This window comes from Flavobacterium gilvum, from assembly GCF_001761465.1.
In the GTDB taxonomy this organism is placed as follows: Bacteria; Bacteroidota; Bacteroidia; order Flavobacteriales; family Flavobacteriaceae; genus Flavobacterium; species Flavobacterium gilvum.
Map to the genome: position 1 here is coordinate 1,381,589 of NZ_CP017479.1, position 18,348 is coordinate 1,399,936.

The following is an 18,348-nucleotide window of genomic DNA, read 5'->3' on the forward strand; positions in this document are numbered from 1 at the left end:
TTTTTTTGTTTAAAGTTTCTGAGTTCCTGAGATACTAAGTTTTTACGTTTTTTGATTTTGGTATTAAAATTGACCATTAAAATTTTGTAATTCATTATATCATCTATTGTCTGCCATAATTCGTAATTCGTAATTCGTAATTCGTAATTCGTAAATTGAATTACTATCTTTGCCAAAAATTGATTAAGACATAATGAAAAATATAATTTCCGAATTACAGTGGCGTGGTCTGGTTCACGATATAATGCCTGGAACCGAAGAACAACTTTTGAAAGAAATGACAACTACTTATATTGGATTTGACCCAACGTCTGATTCATTGCATATTGGTAGTTTGGTACCGATTATTTTATTGGTTCACCTTAAAAATTTTGGACACAAACCGATTGCTTTGGTGGGTGGAGCTACTGGAATGATTGGAGATCCTTCTGGAAAATCGGATGAGCGAAATTTATTGGACGAGGCTACTCTAACCAAGAATGTTGAAGGAATAAAAGGTGTTTTGTCTCGCTTCCTGGATTTTAATGACACAGCTGTAAATGCGCCAGTTTTAGTAAATAACTACGATTGGATGAAAGATTTGTCATTCATCAATTTTGCTCGTGATGTCGGTAAACGTATTACGGTGAATTATATGATGGCCAAAGATTCTGTGAAGAAAAGACTTTCGGGTGAAGGCGAAGGAATGTCTTTTACGGAGTTTACGTATCAGTTGATTCAGGGATACGATTTTTATCATTTGCATAAAGAATACAATTGTTTGCTTCAAATGGGTGGTTCGGATCAATGGGGAAATATCACTACAGGAACCGAATTGGTACGAAGAATGAATGTTGGGGAAGAAGCCAAAGCTTTTGCAATGACTTGTCCGCTGATTACCAAAGCCGATGGTTCTAAATTTGGTAAATCCGAAGGCGGAAACGTATGGTTGACTGCCGATAAAACTTCGGTGTACAAATTCTATCAATTTTGGTTGAATACTACCGATGTGGATGCTGAAAAATACATTAAAATATTTACTTTCCTTGGAAAAGAAGAAATAGACGCTTTAATCGAAGAGCATAAAGTTGCGCCACATTTAAGAGTTTTACAACGAAAATTAACTGAAGAAATCACAACTTTTGTTCATTCAAAAGAAGAATTGGAAAAAGCGATTAAGGCTTCGAATATTCTTTTTGGAAATGCTTCAGCCGATGATTTGAAAACACTTGATGAAAACACATTTTTAGAAGTTTTTGATGGTGTTCCTCAAGCTGAAATATCAAGAAACGAAGCAGAAGCGGGATTGGAGATTGTTACTGTTTTGAATGAAAAAACAGGATTCTTTAAATCGAATGGAGAAGCAAGAAGAGCTTTGACAGCCAATTCTATCTCGGTTAATAAAGAAAAAATAAACGAAACATTCGTGCTTTCTGCCAATGATTTGATTAACAATCAATTTGTTTTGTTGCAAAGCGGGAAGAAAAACTATTTTGTTATTAGAGTGGTTTAAGGTTTAATTGTTTAATATGGTTTAAAAGTTTAAAAGAGACTTTACAGACACGGTTTGAACAACCTTAAATTTAAACAATATATCAAACCTTTAGACAACCATCAAATTACAACCTCGAATATCCGAATTATCAAAACGTCCCAATACTTCGAAAGTGGTATTGGGATATTTTTTTCCCAAATCTTGAGTGGCAATAAACGAACAGGAATTGATATTGGCCAAATCAATAACGTTGATTCCGCCTGTTTTTCCTTCGGTTACATACGTTAAGGCATCTTCGGTATCGCGGATAAGGATTTGCATCCAGGAAGGGCATTCAAATACACCGTTTCCTAATGAATAAGCTTGAGAAAGTAATTCAGTCATGCCATATTCAGAATGAATGGCTGTAACGCCAAAACCATTGCAAAGCTGTTCGTGTAATTCTTCCCGAATCATTTCTTTTCGCTTGCCTTTCATACCGCCCGTTTCCATGATAATGGTGTGTTGCAGTTGGAATGTTCTTTTTTTTGACAGATTTTTAGTTTTTTGCCCAAGGTTGTCAAGAACCTTCTTATTTTCTTCAAAGGATGAACTTCTATTGTTGAAGGTTTCGATTAAATCCAATAAAGCATAGGTAACCCCAATGAGAATAACATTTTGTCCGGCTTCGTCTAATTCGGTTAATTTTTCGATAAGCTCTTCGTGATTGTTGAGGTAAAATCCGCTGTCACTGTTGTTGGTCAATTGTATTAAATCATCGACCATGTGGATTAATGAGGAGCCTTCTCTCTCAAGATAGGACGGAAGAAGCGCGAGGACAACATAATCTTCTATATTTCCATAAAATTGCGAAAAGCCTTTGCGATAGCTTTCTTCATAAATAGAAACATCGGTAACCAAATGTCTACTGGTGATGCTTCCGGTTGTTCCGCTGCTAGTAAAAGTTGTTTGAATTGGGTCGTTGTTTGAGACAACGTTATGGCTTTTGAAAAACTGAATGGGTAAAAAAGGAATTTGATACAGTGATTTTACCTTTTGTGGATCTGTTTTTAATAAATCACAAAATTCTCGGTAAACCAAATTGTTTTCATATTGAAATCGGAAAACTTTTAAAGCTATTTTTTCAAATTGCTTGTGGTTTGAAATGGTAAATATGTCGCTGGCTGTAATCAATTTTTTTTGTGCAAAGGTATTATATTTTTGACCTTTTTTGTTTTGGAAAAATATGGATAAAAAAAAATCCAATAGAATTGGAATTTTATGAGTTTTTTAAGAAGAATTTTATCTTATTATTAGTTTTCGACTGCTTGTGGCTTCCTCTTCGGTTATCTTTATGATGTAAACACCTGGTGATAAATTAGAAACATTAAGCTCTCTCGTACTGAGTGTAGTTTGCATTACTTTTTTGCCTAATACATTAAAAATTTCAATCCCTTTTTCAAGATCATTTTTAGAAGTAATGTTGACTTTACCACCAGTCACAGGGTTTGGGTACAAACTCAACCCTTCTATTGAAGTGTCTTCTTGCACTTTTGGCGACGGTTTACTATCTTGTGCTGTTGCACTGTTAGTAAAGAAAATGGCCAATAAGAGAATAATATAAAAGTAGTTTTTTTTCATTCGCATCTATAATTCAATGTAAATATACATAATAATGTTGTAAAAAAAAATACCTCTCAGGTTTTGAGAGGTATTTTAACTAATTCAAAATGATTATTTTAGAAGGTTTACACCGTCTACTGTACACCATGCTCCAGAAGTTAATGAAGCTCCTGTTGCGGTAGTGCTTGGGGTAAATGTACCAGTTGGGAAAGCAACTGTAAATGTTAGATTTGTTCCCGGAGTTGGTATTATACTTGTCGTGTTAGAGATGCTTATGTTCAAAAGTTTGATTTTTGATTTGTTTACCTGGTGTTGGTTTGTTGTAGCATCTTCAAGAATACTACATACGCTACCTTTGTAAACTGTTCCTCCGGCATTTGTGTAGTTACCATAACCACTTACAATAATATTACTGTATTCTCCATTTCCTTCTCTTTTGAATTGAAAAGCATCAACTTGATCATCACCAACTTCAGGTACAGTTCCTGCTTCTTTTTTCAAAGTGATGTTTTTTACTACAGGGTAGAAAGCGTTGTCATTAAGAGAAGCTTCAATTTCCATTCCATAGTTACCTTTTCCGGTTTGGTAAGCGTACCAGTTGCTGTTTGCCTGACCTTGCCATCCGTCTTGCCAGTCAAAAGCGTCGTCATAGTTACCAAAAGAAATAGCGTTTGTCATACTTACTGTTCCTCCAAAGAATTCAAATCCGTCATCGGCCCCTTTGTAGGATACTAAGTGATCCAAAGTTGTTCCAGAACCTACTGAGTAGAAAGTAAAACCATTGTTTTCTTTTTGTCCATCAGCTAGTTTTGAACCTGCATATTCTACTCTTGCATATACTAATGAACCACCATTGTGAGCTGGGTTTGGATTTGCTGATCCGTAAGAGATGTTATTTCCGTCTTCAGAAGTTGAAGTTGCACCTCCTCCGGCTACTTTTGCAGGAGCATCACCATACATAATGATTCCGCCCCAAGAACCTGGTACTTTTGATTTTTCTGTAAATACAACTGGTTTGTCAGCTGTACCGTTGATGATTAGTTTACCACCATTTAAAACCACCAAAGCATTGTCTCCTGTTGTTTTATCACATGTAATTGTAGAACCGGCGTCAAATGTTACTGTTGTACCGGCGTTGATTTTTACAATTCCTTTCAAGGTGTAGTTTCCGTAAGGATAAGTAATGTTTGAAGTTATTTGACCTGTAATTTCGCCTGTAGCTGGTGTAATAACAGGAGTTGAATCATCACTGCTAGAAGAGCAAGAATTTAAAAATAACCCTGTTGCAAGTGCTAAAGCTAAAAATTTTGTTTTCATAAGATAGTTGTATTTTTTTTGATTTATTTATGACAAATGTATAAGCTAAATTCCCTGCAGGGGTTACCAGAATATTACATTACCGTTATCAAAAAACAATGTTAACGTCAAGAAAATGTTATGTTAAATTCAGGTTTTTTTGAAAGATTTCTATTTGTTATTATAAATATAAAAAGCCCTGATAAACAGAGCTTTAATTGTTTGTTTTTTGTAAGAATTTCTAAAAAGAGTATCCTAGTTTTAATGAGAATCCAATACCTTTTTTATAGCTATTAGCCAATAGTGAATTTTCGGCTACTTTTATCGTACCATCATTTCCAAATTCAAGTTTTCGAACAGGGTTCAGTAGATTGTCCGCAGTAAATTTTAGGTCAAAATGTTCTGAAACTTTACTTCCCCAAACAAAGTTTAATTGTTGAACAGGAAGCTCATACGTGTGATCCTGACCATTTGTTCCTACAGCGTATATTCTTTTTCCAAAAACACCATAAACCAGCGAAATAGTGTTTGACCAGTCTTTGTTAAGATTAAATTCATATTTCAAATCAGAGTTAACTAACCAATCTGAAGCACCTTGCAATGATCTTGATTGGTGCGTTTCGATAGAAGGTTTTACGGTGATAATTCCGTCCTCGTCTATAGATTCAAAAGTAGGGCTAACAGTAACTTTGGATGACATTAAAGTAGCATTTAATCCCCATGAGAAGTTTGATAAATTTTCTGAAATTCTATCTAACCCAATTAGTAATTCAGTTTCTAGTCCAAATAAATTTGCATTGTCTGAATTTAGAAAAGTGGTAACAGTTCCCGTTGTTGCGTTTGATATAAAAGTCTTTTCGATTGGATTGATAATATGCTTTCCAAATAATCCAACGGTAATCATTTCTTTGGCTGTTGGGAACAGTTCATATTTTAAATCAGCATTATAATTGTCGCTGTTTTTCAAAATCGAGTTTCCTTGAGTTGAAGTTCCGTCAGCATTGATGTATGAAATAGGGAACGACTCCATAATTACAGGTCTTGTATAGGTTTTACTCGCAGCAAAACGAATATTTGCAGTCTCTGTCATTAAATATTTTACGTTTAATGAAGGTAAAAAATAGTTGTTATCGTATTTTAATACTTTGAAAGTAGAATCAAAAGACCCTAAAGTTCTGTAATGTGTTTCTTTAAGAGTGCTTTCAAATCGAATTCCTCCATTTACTTCAAATTTATCTCCAAATTTTAAAAACAAATTGGTGTAAGCTGCATTCGCCATCTCGTCTAGTTTAACTTTATAAGTAGCATTAGAGCTTTCGCTAAAAACCACTTTATTGGCTAAGATGTCGTTGGTTATTTGATTGTCAATAGTATTTATGTTTGTAGTAAAACCATTGCCAGCACTTGAAATAAAACGGTATGAAGATTCCATCATAGATCCGTTGCCATTGTATCCTACTGTTAATTTGTTTTGTTTGTCATTATTTCCAAATTTCAAATTGTATTCAGCCATTGTAGAATAAAATGAATTACCGTCAACTGTTAAATACTGACGCAATAAATTGTTTCCTCCGTATGAAGAACTAATGATGTCTTCACCAGTTTTAAAACCTGTGATAAATTTACGATCCGGCTGATCATATTTTGTGGTAGCAAATGAAGCTCCAGCTTTGATAGTTTGATTTTTGTCTTTTGTTATTGCATATTCGCCTAATAGTTGGGCATTCAAATAATCACTTTTGTCCAATTGGTTCGTGCGCAGATATACGTTTTGGGGAGCAGCGCCACCAGCTTGACCGTATTGATCTTTGATGGAGTTTAAGGTAGTTCTTAGGTACAAAGTGTTAAACGATAATTTTAGTCTGTCAGTACCGTAATTTAATCCAACTAATGCTGAATTCGTTGTTTTAAAGCGATAATCAGTCGTAATGAAGTTGTTTACATATTTTGAACCCGAACTTTGTAAATCGATTGTTCTATCAACACCTTCTCTTACAGCAAAATTATTGTCATAATTTATCGAAAGTAAATACGAGAAAATCTGATCATTTTTCCAATTGAATTTTTCTGCATGCAAAAGATTGATGCTCGTGTTTAATGGGCTTTTAGATTCACTTACACTAAAACCTTTATCATTGTTAATTGAGTTTAAGGCCTGGTCGGTGGTGAATGTTTTTCTGGAAGCAGTTTCTCCCAGAAAACCAGGAAGAGCTCTTTCGCTTCCATTAAAACCCCAAAAACCTTGTGTCGTTTCAGCATCCTGAGATAGTAAGAAATCTTTAAGGCTATTTCCTGTTGTATATCCAAAACCAAGATTCAGTTTGGTAATACTTTTGTTTACTTTTGAAGTTTGAATATTGAAAGTCCCCCCGGCAAAATCGCCATAGATATTTGGATTGAAAGTTTTGTACACATCAATAGTTCCAACAATGTTTGTAGGGAACAAATCCAAAGGAACTATTTTTGAAAAAGGATTGTTTGTTGGCGCAGCCAAATCGTTAATCAGTAAATTATTGTAACGGTCTTCCAGTCCTCGTACAAATAAACCTCTCGAACCTACTTTGGTGATTCCTGTTATTTTGGTCAAACCTTCTTCGACATCGCTAACTCCTTTTCGGGACATTTCCTGAGCACCGATACTTTGTTTGATGACAACTGCATTTTTTTGTTCCAATAATAAAGCGGTTTCTTTTTCTCTTCCACCACCGTTGGATTTTACTACTACATCTTTCAAAGTGTAGCTTCCTGATCCCAATGTACTGTTTACTTCAATAGTTTTATCTGCAACAACAGTTACAGAAACCTCTTTGGTTTCATATCCAACAAAACTAAATTGTATTATGTAATTTCCTGGAGTTATGATTATTGAATATTTTCCGTTTACGTCGGTATTGGCTCCAATTTTTGTTCCTTTGATAAGGATATTAGCAAAAGGCAAGGGCTGATTGTTTGAATCTTTGTCTAATAAAATTCCGGTTATTGTTCCTTTGTTTTGCGAAAAACCAATAACACAAATAAATAGGGTAAAGAATAGAAATTTTAATTTCATTTTAAGTAGTGTTTAATTTTTCTGCAAAGAAATGGCAGGATTATAGTGTATGTGTTAACATCAAGTTATCAATCAATGTCAAAATTATTATGAAATAGTTAACATATTAAATTAAGGTTAAGTCCTGTTTTTTTGTATTGATAGTTGTCGTTTATTATTACTTTTACATAACAAAAAAAAGGCGTTGTATTTAAGTAAGAGAGAAATACAGCGACTCAACTAATTTTTTCTATTAAATATGAAGAAAAGAAATACCAAAATTTTACTGGTTGATGATGAGCCGGATGTATTAGAAATTGTAGGCTATAACCTGGCACAAGAAGGCTATCAGATTGTTACGGCAGTAAATGGTAAGGATGCTATCGAAAAAGCCAGAAAAGAAATACCTAGCCTTATTATAATGGATGTGATGATGCCGGAAATGGACGGAATGGAAGCTTGTGAGCACATCCGAAGAATTCCGGAACTGAATAATGTTATCATTACTTTTTTGACTGCCAGAAATGAGGACTATTCGCAAGTGGCCGGATTTGATGCCGGTGCCGATGATTATATCACCAAACCGATAAAACCAAAATTATTGGTCAGCAAAGTCAAAGCGCTTTTGCGAAGGCTAAAAGAACAGGATCAAAGTAGCGAAACTCTCAATGTGGGCGGAATCGAAATTAACCGTGAAGAATACAAAATTGTAAAGGATAATCTCGAAATCGCTTTGCCTAGAAAAGAATTTGAACTGTTTTACCTTTTGGCCTCAAAACCTGGAAAAGTTTTTAAAAGAGAAGAAATACTTGATAAAGTTTGGGGAAACGATGTTGTTGTTGGCGGTAGAACTATTGATGTTCACATTCGTAAGCTTCGCGAAAAAATTGGCGATGATCTTTTTAAGACCATCAAAGGAGTAGGATATAAGTTTGAGGTGTAGCGTTTTTTAAAAAAGATGCTAAGATTCTGAGATGCTAAGATTCTGAGTTTTTTTAGAAACTAAGTATCTTAGCATCTCAGAATCTTAGAAACTTAAAAAATAATGAAAATCAATTTCAAGAAAAGTTACAAGTTTGCGATAAAATCGGCATTGTATATTAGTTTATTTGTTTCAGGATTTTGCATGATTTTATCTGAGATGCTGTTCAAATCTTCATTTGCAGACATGTTGTTGTTTGGTTTTATCAGCCTCTTTTTTGTCTACGTATTTTCATTTTTTGTTTTACAATATCGAGTGGAACGCTTTATTTACCGAAGGGTGAAGAAAATTTATGACGACGTGTCACTATTAGAATCAAGTACCTTTATCAATAAACCGATCACTACCGATATGGAAACATTGACAAGGGAAGTAAAGAAGTTTGCAACCGATAAAAAACTGGAAATAGAAATGCTTCAGATACGTGAAGAGTATCGAAGAGAATTTCTTGGTAATGTTTCCCACGAACTCAAAACGCCTTTGTTTACAGTTCAGGGTTACTTATCAACGCTGATTGATGGCGCGATGGAAGATAAATCAATCAGAAAGAAATATTTGAAACGCGCCGAAAAAGGAGTGGAGCGATTGATTTATATAGTCGAAGATTTGGATATGATTACCAAATTGGAATCTGGGGATTTGAATCTTGATTTTACAAAATTTGATTTAGTAAAACTCATTAAGAACGTTTTTGATTTGCTGGAAATGAAAGCCGATAAAAAAGGAATTACTTTGGCATTCGAAAATGATAATATTCAGCCCATTTTTGTAAATGGAGATAAAGACAAAATTCAGCAGGTAGTCGAAAATTTAATTGTAAATTCCATAAAATATGGAAAAGAAGACGGTCTGACCGAAGTTTCGATTGTGAATTTAACCAATAAAAAAGTATTGGTACGCATATCGGATAACGGCGAAGGAATAGAAGCTCATAATATACCAAGACTTTTTGAGCGTTTTTACAGAGTGGATAAAAGCGGCTCCCGTACCGAAGGAGGTTCTGGTTTAGGACTTTCCATTGTAAAACATATTCTCGAAGCCCATAAAGAAAAAATTTATGTGGAAAGTGAATTTGGAATCGGTTCCGAGTTTTCTTTTACACTCGAAAAAACCTACATCACAGATCAGTTTGGTCTAAAAACGAAAATAAATTAAACATTTGATAGTTTTAACTTTAAATTGCTAATGCGTTGATTTTTAGCACTAATTAATTTTTAAGTAAGAAAACTATTTTGCGATTTGTTAAAGAAAAAACCGATTAACATTAAATTATCATCTAAATAACCTTGTGTTAACTTTAACTTAACATAGCAGTGTCACCTTTGCAACAAATTAACATTCACATTAAGAAAAATGAAAAAAGTTATAGTTGCAATAATGATATCGTTATGTGGTATTATCACTGCTCAAGAAGTTGAAAAAGATACAGTAAAAAAAGTCAGTCTGGATTCGTTGGCTGCAACTGTCAATGATCATTCAATGAAATTAGCAGGTTATGAAGAAAAATTTTCCGGTTTGGAAGCGATTGTTAATGAGCTGAATAAGATTAAAGTTTCAGGTTATATTCAGGCTCAGTACGAAATGTATGATACTTGGTCGTCTGACGGGACGATACATGGTGTTCCTGTTAGCGGTACTACTTCATACGAGGATAATTCGTTTTATATCAGGAGAGCAAGGATTAAATTCACTTATAAACCTATTGATGGTGTGAATTTTGTTTTGCAGCCTAACTATGAAGTGCATCAGGTTACTTTGAAAGATGCTTACGTTCAGTTAAATGACCGTTGGCTTAATACATTCTCTTTATGGGTTGGACAATTTAATAGACCTACTTATGAAATAGAATATTCTTCGGCATCAAGAGAATTTGCAGAAAGAACTTTAATGACAAGAACACTTTATCCGACAGAAAGAGATCAGGGAGTTAAATTAGAAGCTGATTTTGCGACCAAATACAACTTTCCTTTAAAATTACAAGTCGCTGTACTTAACGGTAACTTCGGAGAAGGATCATTGGCTAGCCAGGCAAAAGACGTTGATAACGCCAAAGATCTAATGGCTAGAGGAGTTTATTCTGTGAAAATGTTGAGTAATTCATTGGGAATAGATTTTGGAGCGCACACTTATCTTGGAAAAACTACTGTAATTGCTCAAACAACACCTCCTACAGTATTTTCAGATGTAAACAATAATCCATTTATTCCTAAAGTAGGAGATAGATTGAATAAAGAATTATTTGGCGGAGAACTGCAAGCCTATTATGATTTCCTTGGAGGATTGTCTTTAAAAGGAGAGTATATCAGAGGAACCTATTCTGGAACGACAAATGCTGCTCAGGTTAATTCATTATTTAATGCAAATAAAATAAGAAACGTAGAAGGTTATTATATTTCATTTGTTAAAAACATAGGTAAAGTCAATACCGCTTCTATACGATATGATGTTTTTGACCCTAATACAAAAATGTCTGGAAACGCGATTACAAATGCAGGTGATTTGAGATACAATAACTGGACTTACGCATGGCAATATTTTTTCAATGACAACATAAAATTAATGGCATGTTATGTTATGCCAATAAATGAGAAATCTCAAAACGCCGGTGAGGATTTTAAAATTGACAAACACGATAATATATTCACTCTAAGAGTACAAGCTAGATTCTAAATTTAAAACACGATTTAAATAAATTAAAACATGAAATGAGCATGACTGCAAATTGGTAACAAAGACCAATGTTGAAATGCGAATTACATAAGACAAATAAAAAAAACAATAAACATTTACTTATGAAAACAACAAAATTAAAAGTAGCATTATTTGTTCTGGTTGTAATGGGAATAGGATTTTCATTTACCACTCTAAATAAAGTGACCGTAAAAGGTTCTGACACAATGGTTATTTTGTCCCAAAAATGGGCTGAAGTATATATGAAAAAAAATCCGGGAGCCACTATTCAGGTTACAGGCGGTGGTTCTGGAGTAGGTTTGGCAGCATTGATAAATGGTTCTACAGATATCGCCAATTCAAGCCGTCCTATCAAATCTTCGGAAGTAGAAAAACTAAAAGCAAGATACAACACACTTGGAGTTGAGATTCCTTGTGCCAAAGATGGTTTGTCTGTTTATTTGAACAAAGCAAATCCGGTTACAGCCCTTACTCTTAAACAAATTGGACAAATATTTGCAGGTAAAATCACAAACTGGAATGAAGTAGGAGGACCAGATGCACCAATCAAATTATATGGTAGAGAAAGCAGTTCTGGTACTTTTGGTTTCTTCAAAGACAATGTGGTAAAAACTGATTTTTCTCCATCTTGCCAAACTTTGCCTGGAACTGCAGCAATTGTAAATGCCGTAAAAAAAGATAAATTTTCTATAGGTTACGGTGGAGCGGCTTATGCTGAAGGTGTAAAAGACTGTGCAGTAAAAAAAGACGATAAAAGTCCAGGTATTTTGCCAACAGCTGCTACAATCAAAAATCATACTTACCCTATTTCAAGATACTTATATATGTATTTGAAATCGAAACCAACAGGTGAGATTAAAGCGTTTGTTGATTGGATTTTAAGTCCAGAAGGGCAAGCACTTATTGCTGATGTTGGTTATTATCCTTTAAAATAATGTAAAGCAAATATCCCTCATTCTCGAAATCAAAAATGAGGGATATTTGTTGTTTATCCTATACGAACCCAAATAAATAAAATGGATTCACAATTTCCCATAAAACAAAGTTTCACTAAAGAAAGTCTGAAGAAACAATTCAGGTTATCTGAATTCCTAGCCGAAAAAGTGATAACATCGATTGCTTTTTTGTCGATTGCGACTATTTTTCTGATTTTTATTTTTGTTTTCAAAGAGTCAATGCCATTGTTCCGTTTTGGGAATAATGATAAAACGAAAACCGAAATTCAGGCTTCAAATGTTGGCAAACCAGAATCGTACGGAGCATCTTCAGAAGAGTTGAAGCCGGAGTCATATGGTGCCGAAACAACAGAGGAGTTAAAACCGGAGACTTATGGTTCTGAGCCCGCGCCACAAGATGATTTGAAACCAGAAAGTTACGGAGACACTCCAAAAGAAGACTTGACTGTACCGGTGGAAGATGAAACAAATGCCGTTTCCCAAAATAGCGAAGAGTCTGGTAAAACCTGGAATACCTTTGTTAGTACAGAGTGGGTTCCGGTTTCGGATAATCCACGATACGGTTTGATTGGTTTGTTGATAGGAACCTTGAAGGTGACCATTATCGCAATGCTGATTGCTGGTCCATTGGCGGTATTGGCCGCATTATATACTTCTTGTTTTGCTTCCAAAAAAAACAAAGAAATTATAAAACCGATTATCGAAATGCTGGCTGCTTTTCCATCGGTGGTTATTGGTTTTTTTGCTTTGATGGTTTTGGCTAGTTTTTTTCAGAATGTGTTCGGGTATGATTCCCGATTAAATGCTTTTATCGGTGGGATAGCAATGGCTTTGGCGGCGATTCCTATTATTTATACAATTTCAGAAGATGCTTTGGCATCTGTTCCTAAAACGTATACCGAAGCAAGTCTTGCATTGGGAGCCAGTAAGTGGCAAACTGCTTTTTTTGTGGTTTTGCCTGCTGCAACGCCCGGGATTTTTGCTGCACTGTTGCTCGGAATCGGAAGAATTTTTGGCGAAACAATGATTGCCTTGATGGCAACTGGAAACGCAGCGTTACTTTCGGCAAATCCTTTTGAAAGCGTGCGAACTTTTGCAGCGACCATTGGTTCCGAAATGGCCGAAACAGTATTTGGAGAAACGCATTACAGTGTTTTGTTCTTCATAGGATCATTGCTTTTTGTCTTTTCATTTGCTTTAAATGCAATAGCTGAGTTTTATGTGAAAGGTAAATTATTGAAAAAATTCCAAGGAAAATAAGTATGGAAAAAGTTTTAGATATATCAGAAAACCACTTTTTTTCCAGCAAAAGAAATGCTTCGGAAATAAAAGGAAAACTTTTTGTAGGGATTACGCAATTGGCCGTAATTCTTATTATTGCCGTTCTTGCTGTTGTTTTGGGAATTATTATTTATGAAGGAAGAAGTAAGTTTTCTTGGGAATTTATTTCGACTTTTCCAACCAACGGAATGACCGAAGGAGGAATTTTTCCAGCCTTGATAGGTACTTTTATTTTGGTGATTGTAATGTCTATTGCAGCCGTTCCTTTTGGCACGATTACGGCACTTTACTTAACCGAATATGCCAGTGAAAAATCCAAATTTGCTGCGGCAGTTCGATTCTCGGTACGTACTTTGGCTGTAGTTCCATCGATTATTTTCGGGCTTTTTGGACTCGGTTTTTTCATCCAGTTTGTGGGAACCGGAGCCGATACTGTTTTTAATGGTGGTCAATTGCGTTGGGGACAACCTAATATTCTTTGGGCGAGTTTAACGATGTCTTTATTGACTTTGCCAGTTATTATTGTTTCTGTCGAAGAATCCTTAAAAACGATTCCAAGAGAATTACGGGAAGCGAGTCTGGCACTTGGCGCAACCAAATGGCAAACTATTAGAAAGGTGGTTCTTCCGGGATCTATTTCCGGAATTATGACAGGAACCATTCTTGCTGTGAGCAGGGGAGCCGGCGAAGTTGCTCCAATACTGTTTACTGGTGCAGCCTATTATTTGGCTACGTTGCCGGGTTCTTTGAGTGACCAATTCATGAACTTGGGTTATCATATTTATATTATGTCTACCCAATCTTCGGATGTGGAGAAAACCATGCCAATACAGTTTGCGACAACTTTGGTATTGTTAATCTTGACATTGTCTCTCAATATCGTCGCAGTAATGATCAGATCAAGAATCAGAAGAAAAGCAAAATAATATAACCCACTTAATTGGATTATTCTTTTAGATATAAATAAAATGAAGGACATAAAGATAAAAGTTAAAGATTTGTCATTACACTATGGTGAAAAAAAGGCGCTGAACGAAATCACCATGGATATTCCTGCCAATAAAGTGACAGCTCTCATTGGGCCATCAGGTTGCGGGAAATCTACTTTTTTGAGATGCATTAACAGAATGAATGATTTGATTCCTAATGTTACGATTACTGGAAAAATGCACGTAGAGGGAATAGATATTTACGACAAAAACGTAGATGTTGTTAATATTCGAAAAAAAATCGGAATGGTTTTTCAAAAATCGAATCCGTTTCCAAAATCCATTTACGAAAATATAGCCTACGGGCCACGTATCAACGGAATAAATGATAAAGCACAATTGGATGAAATTGTAGAAAAGTCATTACGTCAGGCTGCAATTTGGGATGAGCTGAAAGACCGTTTGGGTGATTCTGCATTAGGACTTTCTGGGGGGCAACAACAACGTTTGTGCATCGGGAGAACATTGGCGGTAAGCCCGGATATTATTTTGATGGACGAACCAGCAAGTGCTTTGGATCCAATTTCTACTTCAAAAATTGAAGAACTGATACACCAGTTAAAAGAGGATTATACGATTATTATTGTAACTCATAACATGCAACAAGCCGCAAGAACGAGTGATCATACGGCCTTTTTCTACATGGGAAATCTGATAGAAATGGGGAAAACGAATACAATTTTTACCAAACCTTCGGAAAAACAAACAGAAGATTATATTACAGGAAGATTTGGTTAATGCATACAGGTGTATTAGTTTTGGTATGATAGTTGTTTCAAAACTATTAACAATTAAAACTTTTAAACTTCCATAATTTTAAACATAATACAATGGCAACACATTTCGAAATGGAATTAGATAATTTAAAAAATATTATTAAAAAAATCGGAAAATTGGCAGAAGGTCAAGTGAGCGAAGCCGTGAAAATTCTTTTGCAGGAGCCAGAAGCCGCCGAAGGGAAAGTCATCAAAAAAACGGAATCCAAAATTGATAAATTGGATGTTAAAATTGATGAGATTTGTCAAAGTATTTTTGCGCTGAAACAGCCTGTTGCTACAGATTTACGTTTTATTATGTCGGCAATGCAAATCAGTAATGAGATTGAACGAATTGGTGATTTGTCTATCAGCATTGTAAAAAAAGCAAAAAACATAAAAGAAAAACACGATTTAATCGAAAAGTTTGATATTGCCGATATTACCAGACAAGTTGAATTGGTTACCATAAAAACCAACAAATGTTTTGCTGATCAGGATGGTAAAGCTTCGGGGGAAATATTTGTTTTGAACAAGGAAATAAGAAATCAATGTGAGGATGCCATTCACGGTATTATCAATGAAATGAAAGTTAATTCCAAAGCTGTGGTTTCTGGAACCAATCTGGTAATTGTTTTGAAACATTTGGAGCGTATTTCTGAGCATTGCACAAACATTGCCGAGTATGTTTATTTTACGGTCAATGCCAAAATTATTAAACACGAGAAATTGGAAAATTAATCGTTGTTTTTTAGAATTCAAATCATAAATTATTGAAAGCCGGACAAATAAATTGTTTCGGCTTTTTTGTTTTTTGCAATTGTAAATATTTTTTTTCAATTCAATTGTATAACTTTATACTGTGACTTCTATCTGGCTTTTATGAAATATATTTTGCTTTCTTTCTTTTTGTTGTTTTCAATCGGACTGATGTATGGGCAGAAGGATACACTGTATTTTAAAAACAAGGAGATGATGGTAGGGGAGGTAAAAAGTATGTCGAATAACATACTGACTGTCGAAACCAAATACAGTGACGAAGATTTTAAAATTGCATTTGATAAAGTAATACGGCTAAAACTGGTGAATAAATATTCTATTTACTTAGTGGATGGGGCGAGTTTTTTTGGGACTTTAAGATCAAACAAAGATAGTGAAGTCACCATTACCAGCGATGATACCATACGAGATATTCGAATTGCAAAAATTGTAAGCTTGAACAAAATAGAAACTGAATTTTGGAAACATTTTACGGGAGCGTTTGATTTTGGTTACAACTTAACAAAGGAAAATAATAGCCAGCAATTAACTTTTTCATTGCAATTGAATTATGTTAGTGAAAAGTGGATTCATACCGCAAAATACGATGAGTTATATACCGTACAGGATGGAGTGGATGATATTAACAGGGTAGATCTAGACTTAGATACCAAAAGATATTACAAAAATAATTGGTTTTTTAATTCCAATTTTTCATTCTTATCCAATACCAGTCAGTCCATAGAAGGGCGATACAGTCCAAGCATAGGAATGGGGAATTATTTGGTCAGAAACAATAAGCTTTATTTTCTTGTCGGAGGTGGTTTGACTTATAATATTGAAAAGTATTTTGATTCTGTCGATAATAAAAATTCATTTGAAGCGGTTTTGACCACCCAGTTTAATGCATTTAATTTAAAAGATATCGATATTAACACAACCGTTTCTATGTTTCCCAGCTTGTCTGAAAAAGGCCGTTTTAGAACCGATGTGGATTTTTCTTTTAAATACGATTTGCCACTCGATTTTTATATAAAAGCGTCTGTTAATGCCAATTATGATAACCAACCGTCTCAAAATTCAACAAAACTGGATTATGTTTTCTCAACGGGTTTTGGATGGAAATTGAAACATTGATTTTTTACGCAGATTATCTGTTAGACACAAATTAGCACGATTTTTTTTTTGGTTAAAAAAAAATCTGCAAAAATCCGTTAAATCTGCGTGCTAAATTTTCACGCTGATTTTTTCCACAATATTGTCATTCCGACGGAGGAGGAATCTCCGTTAGAAACTCGATAAAGATTGGAGATTTTGATTGCAGAATTACGTGCTGAGATTCCTCCTCCATCGGAATGACAAACTTTATGGATAAATAGATTTTAACTCGGATCTGGGTTTAAGTTCCTACTGAAAAGCCCGTTTTAAAAAATTTTAAACAATTCCTCCCAATTTACAGTCGATTCTATTGCCGGCAGCCCTTTGAAATCTTCTATTTTAGACAAATCCTCAATCCTGAAGTTTTCCTGAGTGGCGTAAGGAACCAAACCGTCATTTTGCAATTTTTCGGCAAGATAGATTTGTTCGTACTGACCGGGAGTGGGAATGAAAAAGGCTTTTTTGTTGAGTTTTACCAAGTCCATAATGGTAGTGTAACCAGAGCGACAAAGCACTTTTTTACTCTCGTTGAAGGTTTGTTCCAGCTGGCGGGTTTTCATGAAATTGTAATAAGTTACATTGCCAATCTGTTCCTTTTTTTGTTCTTTTTCGATAATTCCTTTTATAAAAACGACTTTTCCTTCAAATCGTTTTATTTCTTCGGTAAGATGGGTTTCCAATAATCCGCGTTGAGGTTCGGGACCAGACAAAACAATCATCAGGTCATACTGTAGTGGAAGAGGCATTTTGTGCATACGGCTCAACGGTCCCAGATAACTTAAATTGAGAGAGTTGTTTTCCAGATGTCCCAGTTTTCCGGTCAGGTTTAGTGTTTCATCGACATCGGGTATCCAACAGACATTGTATTTTTTGATGATTTTTTGATGGAGTTTACTTGTAATCCAAGTTGTGTTTCCTGTCATTACATTGAGTTGGTGCGTGATAAACACCGAAGGGATTTTGTCACTGAAAACCCCCAGGCGATTGTCGGATATGATTCCGTCAATTCCGTATTTCCGAATCCACTTGGTGATGATATTTTTTTCTTCCCGAATGGCTTCAATCATTTTTGGAAGGTTTTTTATCAATTTCCATTTAAAATTTTTTCCGTTTTTGGCATATTCAATTTGATAAGAAGGTAGCTCGAGCATCTTCAAATACGGGAATTCTTTCCGAAGCAATTCAAGGGCAATCCCATCTGAAGCTACAATTGGAGTAAAATTATTTTCCTGTAATGCTTTGATAATAGGAATACATCGGGTAGCATGTCCCAATCCCCAATTTAGCGGGGCTATCAAAATGGTTTTATTTTCGGAGTCTAAATTCATGTGTATTTCTTACGGTTTATTTGTAAGGCGAAAATACAGGATGCTTATT

General features: G+C 34.9%; 15 protein-coding genes. 10 read left to right on the forward strand and 5 right to left on the reverse strand.

Translation table 11 applies throughout. The features are described from left to right. Positions 1–193 precede the first annotated feature (193 nt). Positions 194–1,492: a tyrosine--tRNA ligase gene (gene tyrS, locus EM308_RS05785; protein ID WP_035634275.1), complete on the forward strand. Its 1,299-nt coding sequence runs from the start codon at positions 194–196 to the stop codon at positions 1,490–1,492. A 90-nt stretch (positions 1,493–1,582) separates the two neighbouring features. Here the strand turns inward: tyrS and EM308_RS05790 are convergent, their stop codons facing one another. The 4 genes from EM308_RS05790 to EM308_RS05805 all read right to left on the reverse strand — a co-directional run bounded on the left by EM308_RS05790 (position 1,583) and on the right by EM308_RS05805 (position 7,421). Then, positions 1,583–2,647 (reverse strand): LuxE/PaaK family acyltransferase, encoded by a 1,065-nt coding sequence (locus EM308_RS05790; protein ID WP_035634446.1) that lies wholly within the window; start codon positions 2,645–2,647, stop codon positions 1,583–1,585. Between the two features lie 108 nt (positions 2,648–2,755). Next, positions 2,756–3,094, reverse strand: coding sequence for a T9SS type A sorting domain-containing protein (locus tag EM308_RS05795; RefSeq protein ID WP_035634277.1), 339 nt, complete (start codon positions 3,092–3,094; stop codon positions 2,756–2,758). 93 nt (positions 3,095–3,187) lie between these two features. Then, complete coding sequence (locus tag EM308_RS05800) at positions 3,188–4,393, reverse strand: hypothetical protein (RefSeq protein ID WP_035634280.1); 1,206 nt, start codon at positions 4,391–4,393, stop codon at positions 3,188–3,190. Positions 4,394–4,613: 220 nt separating this feature from the next. Continuing rightward, a complete protein-coding gene (locus tag EM308_RS05805) occupies positions 4,614–7,421 on the reverse strand; it encodes a TonB-dependent receptor (RefSeq protein WP_035634283.1) in 2,808 nt (935 codons plus the stop codon). 238 nt (positions 7,422–7,659) lie between these two features. Here EM308_RS05805 and EM308_RS05810 point away from each other — a divergent pair, with 238 nt between their 5' ends. From EM308_RS05810 to EM308_RS05850, 9 genes are all read left to right on the forward strand, one after another. Beyond that, positions 7,660–8,343, forward strand: coding sequence for a response regulator transcription factor (locus tag EM308_RS05810; protein ID WP_035634286.1), 684 nt, complete (start codon positions 7,660–7,662; stop codon positions 8,341–8,343). Positions 8,344–8,445: 102 nt separating this feature from the next. Continuing rightward, positions 8,446–9,537 carry a sensor histidine kinase gene (locus EM308_RS05815; RefSeq protein ID WP_035634289.1) on the forward strand — a complete coding sequence of 364 codons (1,092 nt, stop codon included), beginning with the start codon at positions 8,446–8,448 and terminating at the stop codon, positions 9,535–9,537. Between the two features lie 198 nt (positions 9,538–9,735). Further along, the gene (locus tag EM308_RS05820) at positions 9,736–11,052 is read left to right on the forward strand and encodes a porin (protein WP_035634292.1); all 1,317 of its coding nucleotides are present in this window, start codon (positions 9,736–9,738) and stop codon (positions 11,050–11,052) included. Positions 11,053–11,174: 122 nt separating this feature from the next. Then, positions 11,175–12,008, forward strand: a complete 834-nt coding sequence (locus EM308_RS05825; protein ID WP_035634448.1) for a PstS family phosphate ABC transporter substrate-binding protein — start codon at positions 11,175–11,177, stop codon at positions 12,006–12,008. Between the two features lie 81 nt (positions 12,009–12,089). Continuing rightward, on the forward strand, positions 12,090–13,289 hold the full coding sequence (gene pstC / locus EM308_RS05830) for a phosphate ABC transporter permease subunit PstC (RefSeq protein WP_051877648.1): 1,200 nt from the start codon (positions 12,090–12,092) through the stop codon (positions 13,287–13,289). A 2-nt stretch (positions 13,290–13,291) separates the two neighbouring features. Further along, on the forward strand, positions 13,292–14,236 hold the full coding sequence (gene pstA / locus EM308_RS05835) for a phosphate ABC transporter permease PstA (RefSeq protein ID WP_081907225.1): 945 nt from the start codon (positions 13,292–13,294) through the stop codon (positions 14,234–14,236). 42 nt (positions 14,237–14,278) lie between these two features. Continuing rightward, positions 14,279–15,037, forward strand: coding sequence for a phosphate ABC transporter ATP-binding protein PstB (pstB, locus tag EM308_RS05840; protein ID WP_035634294.1), 759 nt, complete (start codon positions 14,279–14,281; stop codon positions 15,035–15,037). A 92-nt stretch (positions 15,038–15,129) separates the two neighbouring features. After that, complete coding sequence (gene phoU / locus EM308_RS05845) at positions 15,130–15,795, forward strand: phosphate signaling complex protein PhoU (protein WP_035634296.1); 666 nt, start codon at positions 15,130–15,132, stop codon at positions 15,793–15,795. A gap of 141 nt (positions 15,796–15,936) precedes the next feature. After that, complete coding sequence (locus tag EM308_RS05850) at positions 15,937–16,950, forward strand: DUF481 domain-containing protein (protein WP_035634298.1); 1,014 nt, start codon at positions 15,937–15,939, stop codon at positions 16,948–16,950. 287 nt (positions 16,951–17,237) lie between these two features. On the opposite strand, the gene EM308_RS05855 is transcribed toward EM308_RS05850, so the two are convergent. After that, positions 17,238–18,299: a glycosyltransferase family protein gene (locus EM308_RS05855; RefSeq protein ID WP_035634300.1), complete on the reverse strand. Its 1,062-nt coding sequence runs from the start codon at positions 18,297–18,299 to the stop codon at positions 17,238–17,240. Positions 18,300–18,348 lie beyond the last annotated feature (49 nt).

What these genes read in the sequence shown, in the direction of transcription:
- pstA (WP_081907225.1), top strand. Translation starts at nt 13,292, where the DNA reads ATGGAAAAAGTTTTAGATATATCAGAAAACCACTTTTTTTCCAGCAAA.
- tyrS (WP_035634275.1), top strand. Translation starts at nt 194, where the DNA reads ATGAAAAATATAATTTCCGAATTACAGTGGCGTGGTCTGGTTCACGAT.
- phoU (WP_035634296.1), top strand. Translation starts at nt 15,130, where the DNA reads ATGGCAACACATTTCGAAATGGAATTAGATAATTTAAAAAATATTATT.
- EM308_RS05850 (WP_035634298.1), top strand. Translation starts at nt 15,937, where the DNA reads ATGAAATATATTTTGCTTTCTTTCTTTTTGTTGTTTTCAATCGGACTG.
- pstC (WP_051877648.1), top strand. Translation starts at nt 12,090, where the DNA reads ATGGATTCACAATTTCCCATAAAACAAAGTTTCACTAAAGAAAGTCTG.
- EM308_RS05855 (WP_035634300.1), bottom strand. Translation starts at nt 18,299, where the DNA reads ATGAATTTAGACTCCGAAAATAAAACCATTTTGATAGCCCCGCTAAAT.
- EM308_RS05795 (WP_035634277.1), bottom strand. Translation starts at nt 3,094, where the DNA reads ATGAAAAAAAACTACTTTTATATTATTCTCTTATTGGCCATTTTCTTT.
- pstB (WP_035634294.1), top strand. Translation starts at nt 14,279, where the DNA reads ATGAAGGACATAAAGATAAAAGTTAAAGATTTGTCATTACACTATGGT.
- EM308_RS05805 (WP_035634283.1), bottom strand. Translation starts at nt 7,421, where the DNA reads ATGAAATTAAAATTTCTATTCTTTACCCTATTTATTTGTGTTATTGGT.
- EM308_RS05825 (WP_035634448.1), top strand. Translation starts at nt 11,175, where the DNA reads ATGAAAACAACAAAATTAAAAGTAGCATTATTTGTTCTGGTTGTAATG.
- EM308_RS05800 (WP_035634280.1), bottom strand. Translation starts at nt 4,393, where the DNA reads ATGAAAACAAAATTTTTAGCTTTAGCACTTGCAACAGGGTTATTTTTA.
- EM308_RS05815 (WP_035634289.1), top strand. Translation starts at nt 8,446, where the DNA reads ATGAAAATCAATTTCAAGAAAAGTTACAAGTTTGCGATAAAATCGGCA.
- EM308_RS05820 (WP_035634292.1), top strand. Translation starts at nt 9,736, where the DNA reads ATGAAAAAAGTTATAGTTGCAATAATGATATCGTTATGTGGTATTATC.
- EM308_RS05810 (WP_035634286.1), top strand. Translation starts at nt 7,660, where the DNA reads ATGAAGAAAAGAAATACCAAAATTTTACTGGTTGATGATGAGCCGGAT.